The 17,995-nt window shown below is 63.2% G+C and carries 17 protein-coding genes; 7 read left to right on the top strand and 10 right to left on the bottom strand.

What is annotated here, in order from left to right; all coding sequences use genetic code 11:
* Positions 1-22 precede the first annotated feature (22 nt).
* The 4 genes from I0K07_RS02015 to I0K07_RS02000 form a co-directional block, all read right to left on the bottom strand.
* The gene (locus I0K07_RS02015) at positions 23-817 is read right to left on the bottom strand and encodes a hypothetical protein (RefSeq protein ID WP_203290992.1); all 795 of its coding nucleotides are present in this window, start codon (positions 815-817) and stop codon (positions 23-25) included.
* A 79-nt stretch (positions 818-896) separates the two neighbouring features.
* Positions 897-3,920 (bottom strand): TonB-dependent receptor plug domain-containing protein, encoded by a 3,024-nt coding sequence (locus tag I0K07_RS02010; RefSeq protein WP_203290991.1) that lies wholly within the window; start codon positions 3,918-3,920, stop codon positions 897-899.
* Between the two features lie 158 nt (positions 3,921-4,078).
* Positions 4,079-5,344: a polyhydroxyalkanoate depolymerase gene (locus tag I0K07_RS02005; RefSeq protein WP_203290990.1), complete on the bottom strand. Its 1,266-nt coding sequence runs from the start codon at positions 5,342-5,344 to the stop codon at positions 4,079-4,081.
* A 50-nt stretch (positions 5,345-5,394) separates the two neighbouring features.
* Entirely contained in the window at positions 5,395-6,036 is a 642-nt protein-coding gene (locus tag I0K07_RS02000; RefSeq protein ID WP_203290989.1) for an SCO family protein, read from the bottom strand.
* 153 nt (positions 6,037-6,189) lie between these two features.
* On the opposite strand from I0K07_RS02000, the gene I0K07_RS01995 reads away from it, so the two are divergent.
* On the top strand, positions 6,190-7,512 hold the full coding sequence (locus I0K07_RS01995; RefSeq protein WP_203290988.1) for an ActS/PrrB/RegB family redox-sensitive histidine kinase: 1,323 nt from the start codon (positions 6,190-6,192) through the stop codon (positions 7,510-7,512).
* Between the two features lie 23 nt (positions 7,513-7,535).
* The gene (locus tag I0K07_RS01990) at positions 7,536-8,105 is read left to right on the top strand and encodes an ActR/PrrA/RegA family redox response regulator transcription factor (RefSeq protein WP_203290987.1); all 570 of its coding nucleotides are present in this window, start codon (positions 7,536-7,538) and stop codon (positions 8,103-8,105) included.
* A gap of 19 nt (positions 8,106-8,124) precedes the next feature.
* Here the strand turns inward: I0K07_RS01990 and I0K07_RS01985 are convergent, their stop codons facing one another.
* On the bottom strand, positions 8,125-8,898 hold the full coding sequence (locus tag I0K07_RS01985) for a DUF1223 domain-containing protein (RefSeq protein WP_203290986.1): 774 nt from the start codon (positions 8,896-8,898) through the stop codon (positions 8,125-8,127).
* A 115-nt stretch (positions 8,899-9,013) separates the two neighbouring features.
* The gene (gene acnA / locus I0K07_RS01980) at positions 9,014-11,689 is read right to left on the bottom strand and encodes an aconitate hydratase AcnA (protein ID WP_203290985.1); all 2,676 of its coding nucleotides are present in this window, start codon (positions 11,687-11,689) and stop codon (positions 9,014-9,016) included.
* A gap of 167 nt (positions 11,690-11,856) precedes the next feature.
* On the opposite strand from acnA, the gene ccmA reads away from it, so the two are divergent.
* A complete protein-coding gene (ccmA, locus tag I0K07_RS01975) occupies positions 11,857-12,495 on the top strand; it encodes a heme ABC exporter ATP-binding protein CcmA (RefSeq protein WP_203290984.1) in 639 nt (212 codons plus the stop codon).
* Positions 12,492-13,163 carry a heme exporter protein CcmB gene (locus I0K07_RS01970; protein ID WP_238934380.1) on the top strand — a complete coding sequence of 224 codons (672 nt, stop codon included), beginning with the start codon at positions 12,492-12,494 and terminating at the stop codon, positions 13,161-13,163. Before ccmA ends, I0K07_RS01970 begins: the two co-directional genes overlap by 4 nt.
* Here the strand turns inward: I0K07_RS01970 and I0K07_RS01965 are convergent, their stop codons facing one another.
* Positions 13,164-14,237: a DUF5694 domain-containing protein gene (locus I0K07_RS01965; RefSeq protein ID WP_203290983.1), complete on the bottom strand. Its 1,074-nt coding sequence runs from the start codon at positions 14,235-14,237 to the stop codon at positions 13,164-13,166.
* Between the two features lie 105 nt (positions 14,238-14,342).
* Here I0K07_RS01965 and ccmC point away from each other — a divergent pair, with 105 nt between their 5' ends.
* Genes ccmC through I0K07_RS01950 form a run of 3 tightly spaced genes read left to right on the top strand, consistent with a single transcriptional unit; the run spans position 14,343 to position 15,762 of the window.
* Entirely contained in the window at positions 14,343-15,101 is a 759-nt protein-coding gene (gene ccmC / locus I0K07_RS01960) for a heme ABC transporter permease CcmC (RefSeq protein WP_203290982.1), read from the top strand.
* Positions 15,098-15,253, top strand: a complete 156-nt coding sequence (ccmD, locus tag I0K07_RS01955; protein WP_203290981.1) for a heme exporter protein CcmD — start codon at positions 15,098-15,100, stop codon at positions 15,251-15,253. The genes ccmC and ccmD overlap by 4 nt, the downstream gene beginning before the upstream one ends.
* A complete protein-coding gene (locus tag I0K07_RS01950) occupies positions 15,250-15,762 on the top strand; it encodes a redoxin family protein (protein ID WP_203290980.1) in 513 nt (170 codons plus the stop codon). Before ccmD ends, I0K07_RS01950 begins: the two co-directional genes overlap by 4 nt.
* Positions 15,763-15,780: 18 nt before the next feature.
* Here the strand turns inward: I0K07_RS01950 and I0K07_RS01945 are convergent, their stop codons facing one another.
* The 3 genes from I0K07_RS01945 to I0K07_RS01935 form a co-directional block, all read right to left on the bottom strand.
* Positions 15,781-16,395: a MarR family winged helix-turn-helix transcriptional regulator gene (locus I0K07_RS01945; RefSeq protein ID WP_203290979.1), complete on the bottom strand. Its 615-nt coding sequence runs from the start codon at positions 16,393-16,395 to the stop codon at positions 15,781-15,783.
* 84 nt (positions 16,396-16,479) lie between these two features.
* Positions 16,480-17,127, bottom strand: coding sequence for an inner membrane-spanning protein YciB (locus I0K07_RS01940; RefSeq protein WP_203290978.1), 648 nt, complete (start codon positions 17,125-17,127; stop codon positions 16,480-16,482).
* 18 nt (positions 17,128-17,145) lie between these two features.
* Positions 17,146-17,994 (bottom strand): DMT family transporter, encoded by an 849-nt coding sequence (locus tag I0K07_RS01935; protein WP_203290977.1) that lies wholly within the window; start codon positions 17,992-17,994, stop codon positions 17,146-17,148.
* Between the last annotated feature and the right edge of the window lies 1 nt (position 17,995).

Raw genomic sequence — 17,995 nt, 5'->3', positions numbered from 1 at the left:
TGGCCGGGCCTTTTTTGTCGTCTCAGGCCGTGTGATAGCCCAGCAGGGCGCGCAGGCCGGGTGCCGCGAAATCGACCAGGCGTTTCTGGGTGTCGGGAAGGCTGGCCGGGAAGACCTGGTCGAGCCCGACAAGGTTTTCACGCGCGGTTCCGCTCTGTCCCCGGTCGGCCCCGATCCGCACCCGCTCCTGCCAGTCCTGTGGCAGCGGTCCCAGGCCGGCTGCGTCGATCAGCTTGTCGAAATAGGCATGGGCGTCCAGCGTGTCCGGCGCGGCGGCATGCCGGGCCAATTCCTCATAACGCACCAGATGGGCGGACGTTCCCAGCCACGACGCGGCATTGTGGGTGAAAATTTCCAGCATGGTCGGGGCTTTGCCCGGAATGCCGAAAATCATCATGTTGAGCATGTCCTCCACGCTGACAGCCCCGTTCTTGAGGTGCTCCATATTGCCCTGGAAGGTGTCGGACAGGAAGAAGCGGGCCCGGGCGATGACCCAGTCATAGGGGTCGCGCACCAGGAGGAGGTGGCGCACACCCTTCAGCGCGATGGCGGACTGGTCGGAAAACAGCAGATGACCCCAGCTGAGTTTCGGCGCTTTCGCCTCAAAGGCGTGGCGGTGCTGGGCCAGGATGGCGTGCTGGATGAAGGCGGTCGTGTAGTGCTGATCGACCGGTGCGAACATGCGCATGATATTGCGCAGAAGGTGGGTGCCGGATTTCGGCACGGAGTTCAGGAAAACGGGCTGTTTCAGCGGGTGTTGGGCGAAATCGGCATTGCGTTCGTCCAAACTGTCAGCGTGCATCTGTATCCGCGGCATGTGTATCCCTTACGTGTCTCGGATGAGAGCAGGGCGGCAGCCACAGGCCGCCGCCCCACAATATGGCGTGTTCGGGCGGTTAGAACTCCCGCACGATGTTGGCGAAGAAGCGACGGCCGAACCAGTCATACTGGCTGTAGAAGGCCGACCGGCCGACCGTGCTGTATTCACCAGAAATACCGGTGACAGCCGGCGGATGCTCGTCGAACAGGTTCGACACGCCGAAGCGGGCCGACCAGGCGCCGAACTCACGCTGAACGGAGACATTGTGGTAGACCACGCTCTCCGTCCACAGCTTGTAGTTCACGTTCTCACCGACATAGAGCTGGGCCGCATTGCCATAGGAGTCGCGGTTCGAGGTCCGGTCGACGTAACGCATGCCCCAGAAGGCGGTCCAGTCATTGCGCGTGAAGGTGAAGTTGAGGTCGCCGACCAGTTTCGGCTCCCCGCCTTCACCATTGAAGTCCTGGATGACACCGCCCAGCAGGTCGGTCGTGTCTTCCAGCTGGTAGGCGGCACTCAGATTGACGGACAAGTCACCAAAATCGAACGAGTGCAGGTAATCGGCATTGATATCGATGCCGGTATTGCGCTGGCTGTTGATGTTGATGAAGCTGTCGCGGACCGTGCTGACCAGGTACGGTCCCGGGTCTGTCGGCGAGTTCCGTGTGAACAGGTCACACAGGGGCTCATTGGCAAAGTCGTCCGAGCTGTAGCAGCCGCCGACAATGCCCTGTGCACCCAGGCGGGACACTTCGTCATTCACCTCGATCTCGTAATAGTCGATCGACAGGCGGAAATTGATGTTCCGCGGGGTCAGAACGATGCCGATATTGGTCGCGTCGGAGGTTTCAGCCTCCAGCACGCCCAGGCCACCCCCGGTGATGATCGTCGCGCTGGCACCGGCCCCACTCAGATTGTCCGGAATCCCGTCTGCAGCGCAGTTGTCGGCGACACGCTGAGAGATCAGGTTGGCGGCCAGATTGCCCGCCCAGTTGACGCACGGGTCGACCGCACGCTGGGACTGGAAGCTGGTCTGGTTGGACAGGTAGAGCTCGAACAGGGCCGGGGTCCGGAAGGACGTGCCATGCGTGGCCCGGAAGCGGACGACATCATTGAGCGCCCAGTTCAGGCCGACCTTGTAGGTCTCGCCAGATCCGTAACTGTCAACATCCGTGTAGCGGCCGGAAACCGTCAGCTCCAGGGATTCCGCAAAACGCGAACCGCTGAGCACCGGAATGCTCAATTCCCCGAACATGGCCTGGGTCGTGTCCGAACCCTCGGTGATGCCGGCGACCGACGAGTTCCAGACATTGCCTGACAGGGTGAGTTCACCCGGCGTGTCATCGATGGAATCTTCACGGTAGTGAATGCCCAACGCCATGGCGACCGGGCCGGCCGGCAGATCGAACAGCTCACCATTGGCGACGGCCTCGAAGGAGAGTTGTTCATAGACCGTCAGACCGGTTTCTTCGCCAAAGGCGTATTCGGCGACTTCATCCGAAACATTGCCGCGCAGGAGTTCCGGGTCGAGCCAGTCGACATCGACACAGGGTGCGCCGCGGATCGAGGTGAAGGAGCCGACACAGGAGGCCGAGCGGTAGTACTGGTCATAGATGGCATCGGCATAGATGCGCTGGTTCCAGTACTCACCTTCCGAGCGCGAGGATTGCAGGGCCATGTCCCAGCTCCAGGTGTCGAGGCCGAACAGGGTGTCGCCCTGCAGGCCGATGACGAAGCGCTGGTAGTCGACGCTGACCGAACTGTCGGCATGGTCCGTGATCGGGGTCGGGGACAGCTCGTTCATGCCGCCCCAGCCGGCCGCGAACGGGTCCGGATAGGCGCCCCAGAGGTCCTCGCCGTTGTACATGTAGATCCAGTACTGGCGGTAGGCGTTCACATAGGTTTCCCGCCGGTTCAGTAGGGCCTCGCCATACAGTTCAATACTGTCCGTGATGTCGTAATGACCATTGGCGAACAGGGTGTAGCGCTCCGTCTCCGGCACCATGGTCGACTGGTCCTGGAAGGGGTGGTCGAAATTGGCCAGGGCGCGGTCTTCGGCGACGCGCGGATTGATCAGGAACCAGTCATCGGTCGGTGCCGAGAACCAGAGCGGATTAGGCTGGCTGGTGCCGATCGGTGTCAGACCATTGGCGGCCAGTGAGCCATCATAGTCGTACTGGATCAGGCGCGGACGCTGGATCGGCAGATTGGTCGTGCCATCGCCGAAGAAGCGCGCATAGTCATAGACCCAGACATGGCCCCAAAGCAGGTCTTCACAGGCGAAAGAGCCCGTGCGCGGGTCGATCAGGTCGGCGCGGGATCCGTCATCATTGAAGACATAGGGTTCACCGCAGCTGAAATAGTCGCGATCGCCCTGGGCCAGTTCGCGTTGCTGGAAGGCGTCCAGCGTGACGCGGAACCCGCCGCGTTCGAACTCCCAGCCATGGGACGCGCTGAGGCGGAATTGTTCCGCTGCGCCGTCTTCCGGGAAGGACATGAAACCGTCGATCGTACCGCCGGTCTCTTCACGCGTGATGATGTTGACCACACCGGCCACAGCGTCCGACCCGTAGATCGAGGAGGCGCCGTCCTTCAGCACTTCCACACGCTCGATAGCGGCCAGCGGAATGACGTTCAGGTCGAACGACGAGACCCCACCGCGCACGCCGGCCGGACCGGCCCGGCGGCCATTCAGAAGGACCAGCGTCCGGTTGGCGCCCAGACCCCGCAGGGAGAGCGTTTCCACGCCGGATCCCCCATTCTGGACAAATTGCGACGAGGTGGCCGAAGTCACCTGCGGCGAACCCGATGCCACGGTGGCCGATTGCAGGAAGTCTGCAATATCGACCGTCCCCTGAAGCGCAGCATCATCGGCTGTGAAGACGTCCAGCGGGATTTCGCTGTTGAACCCGTCGCGGCGAATGCGCGAACCGGTGACCGTGATCCGGTCCCGCGTGTCCTCGTCATCTTCCTCTTCGGCCTGCTCGGGAATCTGTACCGCGTCCTGAGCAAACACCGGTGCGCCTGACAGGCTGACAACCGTCAGACCAGCCAGGATTGTCGAGCGCAACAGGCGCCCTTTTTCAATGGGTGCGTCCAAAGCCCCCTCCCATTAACCTACCAAAAGGACAACGGTAATGGGATTGTAATGGTGGATTCTACGCGCCAGAGATGAGCCGTTGAGACATCGCGCCGAACGGCTTCAAAAGCGGTGAATGCCCGGAAATCCGGGTCGAATGGCCTGGACGGAAGGCGCGATCAGCGGGCTTTCAGCGCCGCCGCACCTTTCTCGCGCATGAAAGTTTTCATCATGGGCGCGATGTGCTCGTTGAAACGGCGGCCGTTGAAGACGCCGTAATGGCCGACCTCCGGCTGAATCCAGTCCTGCTGCAGGCTGTCCGGCAGGTTGGCACACAGCGTGTGGGCCGCCTGGGTCTGGCCGATGCCGGAGATATCGTCATTCTCGCCTTCAACAGTGAGCAGGGCGATGTCCTCGATGGCAGACGGGTCGACCTTGCGGCCGTGATGTTCCTGCTCACCGCGCGCCAGCTTGTGCTCCTGGAACACGTCGGTGATGGTCTGCAGGTAGAATTCCTCGGACAGGTCCATCACCGCGAGGTATTCGTCATAGAAGGTGCGGTGCTTTTCAGCACTGTCACCATCGCCCTCGACGAGGTGGTTGAAGAAATTCCAGTGGGCATCCACGTGCCGGTCCAGATTCATGTTCATGAAGCCGGCCAGTTGCAGGAAGCCCGGATAGACGCGGCGGAAGGCGCCCGGATTGGGGCCTGGAACCGTGTGGATGAGATTATTGGCAAACCAGTCGAAGGGTTTTTCCTCGGACAGCTTGTTCGGCACGGTCGGGGACAGGCGGGTATCGATCGGCGAGCCCATGAAAGTCATGGATGCCGGGCGGGCCGGGTCCTTGTCCTCGGCCATCAGCGCGATGGCGCCCAGAGTGGGCGGTCCCGGCTGGCAGACCGCCACGACATGTACGTCCGGGCCAAGCAGCGTGATCATTTCGCGCACATAGGCGGCGTAATCATCCAGGTCGAACCGGCCTTCATGGATCGGTACCATGCGCGCATCGGCCCAGTCGGTGATGTAGACTTCGTGATCCGGCAGGAAGGCCTCGACCGTGCCGCGCAGCAGGGTGGCATAGTGGCCGGACATGGGCGCGACGAAGAGGACTTTGGGATCCGCCTTCTTGGATTTGCGGGCAGCCAGCAGCGCGTCGTGATCGCGCTCGAAATGGATCAGATTGCACCAGGGCTTTGACCAGACGATCGTGTCGGTGACGCCGACGCATTTCCCGTTGATCTCGGTATGCTCCAGCATCCAGTCCGGCTTGGCATAGCGGCGGGTGACGCTTTCGAACAATTCGGCGGCAGCGGCCATGGTGCGTCCGGCGACCGTATCGCCCATCGGATTCCAGGGCGCGCGCAGGGATGAGCGCGTGGCATTGGCGGCGGCCCGCCAGGGGGTCATCGCGATGCGATTAAACTCATAAATGGAGTACAGCATGACGTCTCCTAGGGACCGGTCGCAGAACGCGCGGCCTGGCCCAGTTGGGTTCACGAGGGTGCGCTGTTTTCCTCAAGGAAGTCTTGCAGCCGGCCCGCCATGGCTTGCGGATCCGTGCCGTGCGTGAAGATGTCGACGAATTCGCCTTGTGAATCCATCAGATAGACGATGGACGAATGGTCCATCAGATAATCGCTCGCCGTCTCGGTTTCGGCGCGCTGATAGACAATCCGGTATTCCCGGGCGACCGCTGCGATCTGTTCCGGCGTGCCGGTGAGACCGATCAAACCGTCGGGAAAGGCCGGGGAGGCCACATATTGGGCCAGGTGTTCCGGCGTATCGCGCTCCGGGTCGACCGTGATCAGGATGGGCTGGATCTGAGCCCGTTCCTCTTCGCTCATCTGGTCCAGCGCGGCGGCCATGATCTGCAGCGAGAAGGGGCAGACATCCGGGCAATAGGTGTAGCCGAAATAGATCAGCATGGCCTTGCCGCGATAGGTCTCGTCCGTGACGGTGGCACCGGTCTGGTCGACCAGGGTGAAAGGGCCTCCGATGGCGGCCTCGCCACTGGTCCGCACAGCGGCCCGGCGCTCGACCGTCTGACCGCCCTGATCACTCAGCATGAGGGTCAGGAAAGTGATGATCATCACGGAAGGTGCGACAATCAGAAGCCAGATGAGCCAACGCGGCATAAGGTCTCCATCGAACATCCGGGTCCGGACGGCTTTGCCAATTGCCGCTCATCGGATCCGGGCAGTCCATGCTGCGGGTGCGAAACTAGGCCTGCAGAGCCGTTCTGTCCATGCCGGGGCGCTGTGCAGGATTGGGGCGAGAGGGAGAGGCGAATGCGGGATGCGGACTGGGACCCCTATGGCGGTGATGCCCAACTGACCCCGGTGTTCGGGCGATTGCGCGTCCGGACCCTGGTCATGTTGCGCTGGCTGGCTGTGGCCGGACAGACGTTGACCGTGCTGGCCGTCCACTATGTTGTCGGCTTCGAACTCCCGCTGGGCTTCTGTCTCGGCATCATCCTGACCTCGGCCTGGATCAATGCCTGGTTGACCCTGGCGATCTCGCCGCAGCGCTTTGCCAGCGATTGGGAGGCGGCGGCCCAGCTGGCTTTCGATGTTGCCCAGCTTTGCGCCCTGCTCATGCTGACGGGCGGGCTCCAGAACCCCTTCGTGGTGATGCTGGCTGCGCCCGTAACGATCGCCGTGGCCGCCTTGCCGCCGCGCTGGTCGCTGGGGGTCGGGCTGATCGGGATGGCCGGAACCGGGGCCATGTGGCTGTGGAGCCTGCCCCTGCCCTGGTTCGAGGGTCAGCCGCTTGAACTGCCCATCGTCTATGTACTGGGTTTGTGGGTCGCCATCATCGTTGCTGTCGCCTTCACCGCCGTCTATTCGCGCCGGGTCAGCCAGGAGGGCAAGCGCATGGCCACGGCCCTTGCCGCGACCCAGAGCGTGCTGTCGCGCGAGCAGCGCCTGTCGGCCATGGGCACACTGGCTGCGGCTGCCGCCCACGAGCTGGGCACGCCCCTGGCGACCATCCAGCTGACCGCCAAGGAAATGCAGCGCGACCTCAAGGATAATGAGCTTCTGCGCGAGGATGCCGAGCTGATGGTGACACAGGCGCGCCGCTGCCGGGACATTCTCAAACGCCTGGGCGATGTCCAGTCGGTCACGGATTTGCGGCATGACCGGGTTGAGCTGATGGCAGCCCTGGAAGAGGCGGCCGCTCCGCTGCGCGGTCTGGGCCCCCAGATCGATGTGAAACTGGCCGATGAAGACCGTGAGGCCGCCCCCGTCCTGCGCCGCATGCCGGAAATGATCTACGGGATCGGCAATTTCATCGAGAATGCGGTCGATTTCGCGGAGACCCGCGTCACCATTGAGGGGCGCTGGGATCCGGGTCATGTCTATATCCGCGTCAGCGATGACGGGCCAGGATTCTCACCGGACATCCTCGCCAAGATCGGCGAGCCCTATGTCACCACCCGTTCGGGCACGCCGGGGCAGGGCGGGCTGGGTCTGGGCGTATTCATCGCCAAGACCATGATCGAGAATTCCGGCGGCGTGGTGCGTTTCTCCAATGCCGGTCAGGGCGGGGGTGCTGTGGTCACCCTGCGCTGGCCGCGCAAACAGGTGGAGGCAGGCCCGGCCTTGGGCTAGATACGGATAAGACAGACGATTGCATGCATGAGGAAACCGGCGTGAGCGAGATCGAATACGAGCTTCCCGAAGATAAATCCCTGCTCATCCTGGACGATGACGCCCCGTTCCGGACGCGGCTGGGCCGTGCCATGACCGGCCGTGGTTTCATCGTGTCGGCCGTGGGGTCGGTGGATGAGGCCAAGGAAGTCGCCAAGGCCAACCCGCCGGCCTTTGCCGTGCTGGATCTGCGCCTGCAGGACGGGGATGGTCTGGAAGTGGTCAAGGCGCTGCACGCCGCCCGCGCCGATTGCCGCGTCGTCATGCTGACCGGTTATGGCAATATCGCGACCGCCGTGGCTGCCGTGAAAGCGGGTGCCGTCGATTATCTGTCCAAGCCGGCGGATGCCGATGACATCGTCAAGGCGCTGCTCGCCCATCCCGAAGACAAGCCGGAACCGCCAGACAATCCGATGTCTGCCGATCGTGTCCGCTGGGAACATATCCAGCGCGTCTTCGAACTGTGTGACCACAATGTCTCGGAAACCGCCCGCCGTCTGAACATGCACCGGCGGACGCTGCAGCGGATCCTGGCCAAGCGCGCACCGCGCTAGGGGCGTTGTGTGCGGCCGCCTAGTGCTGCCGCTCGTCCATGTCTTCCGGTTCGGCATAGGCGAAACCGTAGATCGGGCCGCCGCCGGCGCCCTGGGCGATCGCAACGGTGCCATAGCGGCGATAGCTCTCGCCCATGAAGACCGTCTCACCGCCTGACCATGAGCCCAGATAGGTCAGGCTTTTGACCATGTTGTAATGGGGCATGTCGAGGCCTTCATTCTCGCCGGCCCCAACTTCCACCATGGCCCAGCCGGGCGCATAGGCGACCAGCCAGATATCCAGCTCTTCCTCGGGGGCCTCGCCATTCAGCGTGATGGTGTAGGCGCCAAACGGGCCGTCCTCGATCGTGATGATCGGGCTTTCCGGCATGCCGCACAGGCGGTCTTCCACCGCGTCCGACACCATCTCCTCATTCCAGCCGGGGGCGTCCTGGACACCATCGACCACGAATTGCGGCGTGTAGAGACGGGCGACACCCAGATTGGGCAGATACATCCGCTGGCGCTGGACATATTCCGGGCGGGCATAGGTGTCGGTCCAGCCATACATGTCCCAGTAGGACACGGCGAAGGCGAGAGTGAAGACATTCTCATGCCGGTCCAGCTGGCCGAGGTAGCGGTTGGCCTGGGGGCAGAGCGGGCAGCCCTGGCTGGTGAACAGCTCCACAAGAACAGGACGTTCGGACCAGCAGTCTTCAGATGTATCGAGTCCTGCCGACGCCTCGAGGGGCGGACCGGCGAAGGCCGGGCCAACCAGGAAAAGGCTCAGGAACAGGAACAAAACAGATCGCATGGCGGACTAGATAACCAGCCAATGCGGTCCGTGCCAATCACTTGGCTGTGACAGGCGGATGACGGGCCTCCGCCTCCCCCGGTGCGAGGGAGGCGGAAATCCGTGTCGGGCGCGCCTAGTCGCGGGCCAGATTGCGCAGAACGTAGTGCAGGATGCCGCCATTGCGGAAGTATTCCAGCTCGTTCTCCGTATCGATGCGGGCGATGACGTTGGCGGTTTTGATCGTACCGTCGGCAAAGCCGATTTCGACCGTCATGGTCTGACGCGGCGTCAGGCTTTCCACGCCCTTGATCGTGACCATTTCATCACCGGTCATGCCCAGGGCTTCCCAGCTCTCGCCTTCGGCGAATTGCAGCGGCAGGACGCCCATGCCGATCAGGTTGGAGCGGTGGATCCGCTCAAAGCTCTCAGCGATGACGGCCTTCACACCCAGCAGACGGGTGCCCTTGGCGGCCCAGTCACGCGAGGAGCCCGTGCCGTATTCCTTGCCGCCGAACACGACCAGCGGCGTGCCTTCGGCCTGGTAGGCCATGCAGGCGTCATAAATGTCGACCTGCTCGCCATTCTTCAGCGTGTAACCGCCTTCGACACCGTCCAGCATCTTGTTCTTGATGCGGATATTGGCAAACGTGCCGCGCATCATGACTTCGTGATTGCCGCGGCGCGAACCGTAGGAGTTGAATTCCAGCACCGGAACCTGGCGCTCCTGCAGGTAACGGCCTGCCGGGCTGTCGGCCTTGATCGAACCGGCCGGGGAAATGTGGTCGGTCGTGATCGAGTCGCCGAACAGGCCCATGATCTTGGCGCCGACAATGTCGCCCGGGCTTTCCGGATCCATCGTCATGCCTTCGAAATAGGGCGGGTTCTGGACATAGGTGGAGGTGTGATCCCAGGCATAGGTCAGACCACCGGAGACCTCGATGTCGCGCCAGGCTTCATCGCCCTTGAACACGTCGGCATAGCGTTTGGCGAACATGTCCGGCGTGACGGCAGAGCGCACCACATCAGCGACTTCCGCCGAGGTCGGCCAGATGTCTTTCAGATAGACGTCATTGCCGTCCTGGTCCTGGCCGAGCGGGTCGGTTGTCAAATTGACCTTCAGCGAACCGGCAATGGCATAGGCCACAACGAGCGGCGGCGAGGCCAGATAGTTGGCCCGAACGTCCGGCGAAATCCGGCCTTCGAAATTGCGGTTGCCCGACAGGACGGAGGTCGCGACCAGGTCATTGTCATTGATCGTTTTGGAGATCGCGGGCGGCAGCGGACCGGAATTACCGATACAGGTGGTGCAGCCATAACCGACCAGGTCAAAGCCCATCGCATCGAGATCGTCCTGCAGACCGGCTTTCTCCAGATAGTCGGTGACAACCTGGGAGCCCGGGGCCAGGGAGGTTTTCACCCACGGCTTGGTGGTCAGGCCCTTGGCGCGGGCATTGCGGGCCACCAGGCCGGCGCCCAGCATCACGGACGGGTTGGACGTGTTGGTGCACGAGGTGATCGCAGCGATCGCGACATTGCCATTGGTGAAGTCGTAGTCTTCACCGGCGACCGGCGCGGATTTGTCGAGCTCGTCACCCTTGCCGTATTCGTCGGCCATCGTCTTGGCAAAGCCTTCGGCGGCCTTGGACAGTTCGATCCAGTCCTGCGGACGCTTGGGACCGGACACGGCCGGTTCGATCGTCGCCATGTCCAGGTGGAGCGTGTCGGTGAAGACCGGGGCTTCGGTGTAGTCCGGGCGGAACATGCCCTGAGCCTTGGAATAGGCTTCGACCAGGGCGACGCGCTTGTCGTCACGGCCGGTGGCGCGCAGGAAGGCCAGGGTCTCATTGTCGACCGGGAAGAAGCCGCAGGTCGCGCCGTATTCCGGCGCCATGTTGGCGATCGTGGCTTCGTCTTCCAGCGAGAGGTGATCCAGGCCTTCGCCGTAGAATTCGACGAATTTGCCGACCACGCCCTTTTTGCGGAGCATTTCCACGACTTTCAGGACCAGGTCCGTGGCCGTCGCGCCTTCCGGCATTTTGCCGGTCAGTTCGAAACCGATGACTTCCGGGATCAGCATGGAGACCGGCTGGCCCAGCATGGCCGCTTCGGCTTCGATACCGCCGACACCCCAGCCCAGAACGGCCATGCCGTTGATCATGGTGGTGTGGCTGTCGGTGCCGACGCAGGTATCCGGATAGGCGACGGTCTCGCCGTCTTCGTCCTTGGTCCAGACGGCCTGGGCCAGGTTTTCCAGGTTCACCTGGTGGATGATGCCCGTGCCCGGCGGGACCACGCGGAAATTGTCAAACGCCTTGGCGCCCCATTTCAGGAACTTGTAGCGCTCGCCATTACGCTCGTATTCGCGCTCGACGTTTTTCGCGAAGCTGTCGGCCTGGCCGAAATTATCCACCATGACCGAGTGGTCGATGACCAGATCGACGGGGACTTGCGGGTTGATGCGCTGCGGGTCGGCGCCCAGCTTGCCGGCGGCATCGCGCATGGCGGCCAGGTCGACCACGGCGGGAACACCGGTGAAGTCCTGCATGACCACGCGGGCCGGACGATAGGCAATCTCGTGGGTCGACTTGCGGGTCGTCAGCCATTCGGCCATCGCCTCGATATCCGCCTTGGTAACGGTCTTGCCGTCTTCAAAGCGCAGCAGGTTTTCCAGCAGCACCTTCAGTGAGGCGGGCAGGCGGGATACGCCGGCCAGGCCGTTTTCTTCGGCGACCTTCAGGTCGTAATACGTGTAGGTCTCACCAGCAGCGGTGAGGGTGCGCTTACAGGAAAAGCTGTCGAGAGAGGCCATATGCGTCGTCCTCATTTGGCAGGTTGGGGCAGGAATTTGCCCGGGTGGGAGGGGGCCGAATTCAAGTTGGCCGTATGTTTTGGCGGGGTTTTAGCCGGTGTCCGCGCCCGCTGCAATGCGGCGTTCCGTGCGTTGACGAGATGGGCAGTGTCGGGCGACATGCTGGCATGCTCGATCGTCCGACCGATTTTCCCGCCATGACGCCTTTCCCGGCGGTCTCCCTGAGTGTTCACGGGTTGGCCCTGTCACGCGGCGGATTGCGGCTGGTGGAGGCGATCAGCTTTGCCCTGAAACCGGGCGAAGCGCTTTTGCTGACAGGCGCAAACGGGACCGGGAAGACCACGCTGATGCGTGCTTTGGCGGGTCTGGTACGGCCCGATACCGGCCAGATCGCCTGCGAAGAACCCGTCGAGGACGCTATTGCCTGGCTGGGCCATTCCGACGGGCTCAAGCCTGGCGAAAGCCTGCGCGCAGCACTGCGATTCTGGGCGGATATTCACGGTACCTCGCGCAAAACCATCCTCCCGCTGATGCGGCGGATGGATATCGAACCCCTGATCGACCGGCCCGCGGGACAATTGTCGCGCGGCCAGCAGCGCCGGGCCGGGCTTGTCCGGATGGCGCTGGCCAACCGCCCGCTCTGGCTGCTTGATGAGCCGGCCGGACCGCTGGACGGGGCGGGACGAGAACGACTGGCGCAATTGGTGGCCTGGCATCGCGCGCGTGGCGGTATTGTACTGGCCGCGACCCACCAGGCCCTGGACTGGCCGGATGTGCAGCATCTGGCCCTCAAGGCGGCATCATGATGGGGGGATTGCTGGCGATATTCGGGCGCGAGGCGCGCCTGGCCTGGGCGGGCGGTGGCGGACCGGCAGGTCCCGCGGCCTTTTTCCTGGCGGCCATCACCCTGGCGCCCCTGGCCATCGGGCCGGATCCTGACCTTCTGTCATCAGCGGGTCCCGGTCTCATGGGATTTGCCGCCCTGCTCTCTGTTCTGCAATCAGCCGAGCGCCTCTATGGCGATGATTTCGTGGATGGCACGCTCGACCTCTACGCCCTCCTGCCAGTGGGGTTGCCCTTGCTCAGCCTGGCCAAGACGCTGGGGCAGGGTATCGCCACGCTCTGGCCCCTGCCCTTCATCGCGCTGCTGGGCGGGTTGATGTATGGCGTGCCACTGGCCTCCAGCCTGATGCTGGCGGCCGCGCTGGCCGCCGCCATCCCCGCCCTGGTCCTGCTGGCCGGGTTTGCCGGTGCTCTGGCGGCCGGTGTGCGTCGCAGTGGTCTGCTGATCGCCCTGATCGCCACGCCGCTCATGGTGCCCGTGCTGATCTTCGCCGCCGGTGCCGGACGGGCCGGATTTGAGGGCGATGAGCGGGCGCTGGCCAATCTGGGCCTGACGGCGGCCATCTCGCTGGGGACGATCGCCCTGGCCCCGTTCGGCATTGCCGGCGCGATCCGCTCGCGGCTCGGCTGATCAGTCCAGCAGGCTCTGGCTGTCCACGATTTCGACATCCATGGACCGGGCCAGAATATCGTCCAGGAAGGCCTTGTGGGATGAGCCGACAATTATCAGCACGCGTGAACCGGGATAACGCGCCATGATCTCGCGGGCATGGGCAGCCATGCGCAGATTGCGGGCCTCCCAATAGGCCACGCGTGAACGGCCCAGACCATTCATGTCGGCACCCGTGAAAGAGGACCACTGGACCTGGACATCCAGCGCGGCATGTTCGGAGCTGTTGATTGTGCGCAAGGCTTCCAGCAGCGCATCAGCGCTATCGATCCCCTGCGTGGGGGCCTGCATTTGTGCCATCGCCTCACCGGACATGGTCTCGGTCATCACCTGGCTTTGCGAGAAGGCCGTCATGATGGTTTCGATATCAGCGAGGAAGCCTGCCTTGTCGGCGTGGCTGTCAAAGGGAAAGGCGCGATCCAGACCCCGACGATGGGCCAGGTCGGCGGCAAACAAGGTCGTTTCATTCTGGCGTGCGGCCTCGCGCTCGAGGGCCTCGACGAGTTCCGCCGTCAAACCGTCAGCGGCGATCTGCCCGGCTTCGGACAGGTAAAGCCATTGAACCAGGGCCGAGACCGGATCCATGTCGGCCAGGTGAAGGGCGGCGCGCTGGCGGCGGCCTGCGGCTCCAGTGCCCGGGTCATAATCCGTTGCCAGCTGATCCCGGGCCTCCGGCCGGCTGATGCCCAGCGAGGCCTGGGCGGCTTCGGACAGGGTAATGGCGCGTTCGCCGAAACTGGCCAGCGTGTCCGCATAGGCCGGGTCGGCCTGCATCATGGCCAGCTCGCCGGCCGGCAATTGCTCGATCAGGATGAGGTCCGGCTCCCACTCAGCCAGCCGGTCAACCACGGGTCCGGCCCAGTCCGGGTCGAACGGGTCCAGATTGCGCAAATGCATCGTGCCCAGCACGGCGATTTGTGTCGGCTCGCCATCCACGCCCCAGACCTGGTCGCGCGGTGCCATGGGCTCAAACTCCTGCGCCGTAGCCGGTTGCGCCAGGCCCAGGGCCAGACCGAGTGTGATCAATCGCAGCATGGAACATCCCCCTTTTCGCTTTGGGATGCCCGGAAGGAGGGTTTTGGATGCAGCGTATATCCGTCGCAGTTGCCCATCGGCGCGTCTGGAAGTAATCAGCCAAGCATGTTGTCCTACTTTTCCAATCCGCAGCGTTTTGACGGTCTGGCCCGCCGGGTGATCCCGGTCCTGGGCGTGCTGACCCTGCTCCTGCTGGCGGCGGGCATCTGGCTGGCCTTCTTCGGCTCCCCGCCGGACTACCAGCAGGGTGAAACCATCCGGATCATGTATGTCCATGTGCCGGCCGCCTATATGGCGATGGCGCTTTATCTGGCGATGGCGATTGCCAGTTTCGTCTATTTCGTCTGGCGCCACTCGCTGGCGGATGCCGCGGCGGAAGTCATGGCGCCGATCGGGGCGGTTTTCACCATTCTTGCCCTCATCACGGGCTCGCTCTGGGGCAAGCCGATGTGGGGAACATGGTGGGAATGGGATGCGCGGATGACATCCGTCCTGGTCCTGCTCCTGGTCTATCTGGGCTATATGGCGCTGCGCAGCGCGCTGGAAGACGCCCAGCAGGCCGCGCGGGCGGCGGCCGTGCTGGCGATGGCCGGGATCGTCAATCTGGTCATTGTGAAATTCTCGGTGGACTGGTGGTCCTCCCTGCACCAGCCGGCCTCGGTGATCCGCCTGGATGGTCCGACCATCCATTCCAGCCAGCTCTGGCCACTGGGCATCATGGCATTGGCCTATACGATGCTGGCCGCTTTCCTGGTGTTTTACCGGCTCCGTTCGCGCACCCTGATCCAGAAGGCGCGCCAGCTGGAACGCCGCAAATTGCGGGAAGCCCGCCAGTCCCAGGCTGAACCGGGAGAGCTGGCATGAGCGAATTCTGGACCATGGGCGGCTATGCCGCCTTCATCTGGCCGGCCTGGGGCCTCTCAGTCCTGGCCCTGTCCGGACTGGTGATTTTCGCGCTCGCCGAGCGCCGGGCTGCGGTTGAGCGTCTGCGCCGTCTGGAAGAAGACGAGGCATGATGCGCGTCCTGCGCATCCTGGCCATTCTGGCGATCGCCGGACTTTCCGGCGTGCTCGCCTGGAATTGGTATCAGACCTACCAAGCGCCGCGCGAACCCCTGCCGGAACTCGTTCTGGAGCCTCTGGAGGGTCAGGCCGGATTTGACCTGGCCGAGGTCGAGGGCGCCTATCTGCTCAATGTCTGGGGGTCTTGGTGTGCGCCCTGCCGGATTGAGCATCCGGTCCTGCTGGCATTGCGGGCCGAGGGCATTCCGGTCTACGGGATCAATTGGCGGGACGAGCCGGAGGCGGCCAATGCTTTCCTGGCTGAGCTGGGCAATCCCTATGCCGGCATCATGCAGGACCCGGACGGGCATGCGGCCCTGGCCCTGCAGATTTCAGGCGCACCGGAAACCCTGGTGATCTCGCGCGATGGCGACATCCTGGTGCGTTGGCCGGGGCCGATCACGGCGGATGTGTTGAGAAACCGGATCTATCCGGCGTTGGAGCGCGAGGCGCGCCGGGGCTGAGCGCAATTGAGGCTGAGCCTACTCCGCGGCTTGGGAGGCGGTGGCGCGTTCGGCCTTTTTCGCCTTCTTGGCTTTCTTCTCAGCTTTCTTGGCCTTGGCCTTGGCTTTTTCCTTGGCCTTCTTCTTGGCCTTTTTCTTCTTTTCCTTGGCCTTCAGCTTGGCTTTCTTGGCGTCTTCCTCGCCCTTTTCCAGCGTGTCGGCGATCCGGCGCAGGGTTTCCAGGAAGCTCGCCCGCTTGTTCTTCGGCAGGGCAGAGAGGATCAGCTTGTCCGCTTCCTGGGCGCCTTGAGTGGCCGCTTCGAGCAGGGCGCGGCCGTCATCGGTCAGGCGGACCGCATTGGCGCGGGCATCATCAGGAAGCTTTTCCCGTTCCAGCAGGCCATTGCGCACCATGCGGGCAACCAGCTCGGCCAAGGTGGAGCGGTCGATGCCCGTGGCCTTGACCAGCTCGGTCTGGGTCAGGCCCTCCTGAGCGCCCGTGGCATGCAGGACGGCGAACTGACGCTGGGTCAGCTTGGCAGAGGACATGGCCTTGGTGAAACGTTCGGCCGCAAACTGCTGGGCCCGGTGAAGCAGGTGGCCGGGCGAGTCGGTCAGCTCGAAGGTTTCAGCTTTTCTCTGATCCTGAGACATGGCGGGCTCCGGCTGATCACAACATCATCCTAGTGCGGATTTATAACGCCAAAATGACATTTGTCCGAGCACGGAATGTCGCCTTCAAACACCTGCCGTTTCGTCCTTTTTGGGCTGGTTTTTGAGGATGAGCGGCATTTGCGAAGCCGCGAACAGGACACTCAACACCATGACGCCCAGCTTGGCGTTGGACCAGAAGGCTTCAGACAGGTTCAGCCCCGCAAACCAGCGCGCGCTTTCCGGCACGACACTGTCTGTGATGTGCCGCCACATCACCTCGTTGAGCCCGGCGAGGACCTGGAACCAGATGGCCCAGCGAATGGCCAGAAGCGTCCAGGCGCGGTCCGTCAGTTCGAAGATATGGCTGAAGAAGACTTTCCAGACATTGGCGCCGAAGGCCAGTCCGACCAGGATCATGTAGGACAGGAAGAGATTGATGATGGTTGGCTTGATGTAGATGAAAATCGGATCCTGCAGCCAAATGCCGATCCCGCCGAAGCCGAGTACGATCACGGTCGTGAAGACCAGCATGGGCGGTATGCGGTTTTCCTGCCGGATCGACAGGACAAGGGCGATCACGGCCGCGATCATGTAGGCGCCGGTTCCCCAATAGATCGCATCATCCTCGGCAATGCGGCGCATCACATTGTAGACGATGATCCAGACGCCGATCGGCCCGGCATCAATGAGCAGGCGCGAAGACTGCTCGCTGGTTTTCTGGGTCTGGGCCAAATCTTGTCTCCTGAACGCCTACATGACTTGTAGCAATACGAGCCCGCCTGCGAGGCAGATTGCAAGGGCGATGCGCCGTAGGCCGAAACTCTCTTTCAGGACCAGGGCAGCCAGAATGGCCCCGAAAACGATGGAGGTCTCACGCAAAGCCGCCATTGGCGCAACCGGGGCATGGGCGTAGGCCAGCAGGGCCAGGCCATAGGTTGAGGTGTTGAACACGGTCGAGAACAGGGCCGGCCGAGCCTCCTGCCGGGCGGCGGCCCAGAAGTCCTTGCCCCTCCGGATCATCGCCGTGGGCAGGATTGTCACGACGGACAGGACAAAGAACCAGCCCAGATAGACCAGCACGCGGCCGCTCTCGCGCACGCCGGCCGCATCGATCACGCTGTAGGCGGCCGTCATGCAAGCCGCGGACAGGGCCAGCACAATGAGCTTCAGCTTGGGTTTCCCGTCCTTTTCCGGCCAGGCGAAGCCGATCAGGGCGGTGGTCGCGATGGCCAGTCCCAGCATCTGCCCGGTGGAGATGGTTTCGCCCAAGAAGATGAAGGCCACGATGGCAGCGAGGGCCGGGGCGCTGCCGCGCATCACTGGATAGGCCAGATTCATCTCGCCCTCGGTGAAGGCGGCGATCAGCAGCATGTTGAAGGCCCAGATCACCACTGCCCCGGCGATCAGGAAACGCCACACCTCCCAGCTCGGCAGGGGTTGGGTCAGCAGCCAGGGCAGGAAGGCCAGGCCGACAAAGCCCAGGGTCAGACCACGAAAGACGAGTTTGTCCTTGGCCCGCTTGGTCAGCAGCGTCATGCCGGAATGGGTGAGGGCCGAGCCCAGCATGGCCAGGACGGCCCAGGGCGGGACCGCCTCCATG

The sequence above is a fragment of the Maricaulis parjimensis genome, assembly GCF_016817355.1.
Lineage (GTDB): Bacteria > Pseudomonadota > Alphaproteobacteria > Caulobacterales > Maricaulaceae > Maricaulis > Maricaulis parjimensis.
This window is presented reverse-complemented; position numbering and strand designations above follow the sequence as displayed.

What these genes read in the sequence shown, in the direction of transcription:
- ccmA (WP_203290984.1), top strand. Translation starts at nt 11,857, where the DNA reads ATGCTCGATCGTCCGACCGATTTTCCCGCCATGACGCCTTTCCCGGCG.
- I0K07_RS02015 (WP_203290992.1), bottom strand. Translation starts at nt 817, where the DNA reads ATGCCGCGGATACAGATGCACGCTGACAGTTTGGACGAACGCAATGCC.
- I0K07_RS02005 (WP_203290990.1), bottom strand. Translation starts at nt 5,344, where the DNA reads ATGCTGTACTCCATTTATGAGTTTAATCGCATCGCGATGACCCCCTGG.
- ccmC (WP_203290982.1), top strand. Translation starts at nt 14,343, where the DNA reads ATGTTGTCCTACTTTTCCAATCCGCAGCGTTTTGACGGTCTGGCCCGC.
- I0K07_RS02000 (WP_203290989.1), bottom strand. Translation starts at nt 6,036, where the DNA reads ATGCCGCGTTGGCTCATCTGGCTTCTGATTGTCGCACCTTCCGTGATG.
- I0K07_RS01970 (WP_238934380.1), top strand. Translation starts at nt 12,492, where the DNA reads ATGATGGGGGGATTGCTGGCGATATTCGGGCGCGAGGCGCGCCTGGCC.
- ccmD (WP_203290981.1), top strand. Translation starts at nt 15,098, where the DNA reads ATGAGCGAATTCTGGACCATGGGCGGCTATGCCGCCTTCATCTGGCCG.
- acnA (WP_203290985.1), bottom strand. Translation starts at nt 11,689, where the DNA reads ATGGCCTCTCTCGACAGCTTTTCCTGTAAGCGCACCCTCACCGCTGCT.
- I0K07_RS01950 (WP_203290980.1), top strand. Translation starts at nt 15,250, where the DNA reads ATGATGCGCGTCCTGCGCATCCTGGCCATTCTGGCGATCGCCGGACTT.
- I0K07_RS01945 (WP_203290979.1), bottom strand. Translation starts at nt 16,395, where the DNA reads ATGTCTCAGGATCAGAGAAAAGCTGAAACCTTCGAGCTGACCGACTCG.
- I0K07_RS01935 (WP_203290977.1), bottom strand. Translation starts at nt 17,994, where the DNA reads ATGGAGGCGGTCCCGCCCTGGGCCGTCCTGGCCATGCTGGGCTCGGCC.
- I0K07_RS01990 (WP_203290987.1), top strand. Translation starts at nt 7,536, where the DNA reads ATGCATGAGGAAACCGGCGTGAGCGAGATCGAATACGAGCTTCCCGAA.
- I0K07_RS01995 (WP_203290988.1), top strand. Translation starts at nt 6,190, where the DNA reads ATGCGGGATGCGGACTGGGACCCCTATGGCGGTGATGCCCAACTGACC.
- I0K07_RS01985 (WP_203290986.1), bottom strand. Translation starts at nt 8,898, where the DNA reads ATGCGATCTGTTTTGTTCCTGTTCCTGAGCCTTTTCCTGGTTGGCCCG.
- I0K07_RS01965 (WP_203290983.1), bottom strand. Translation starts at nt 14,237, where the DNA reads ATGCTGCGATTGATCACACTCGGTCTGGCCCTGGGCCTGGCGCAACCG.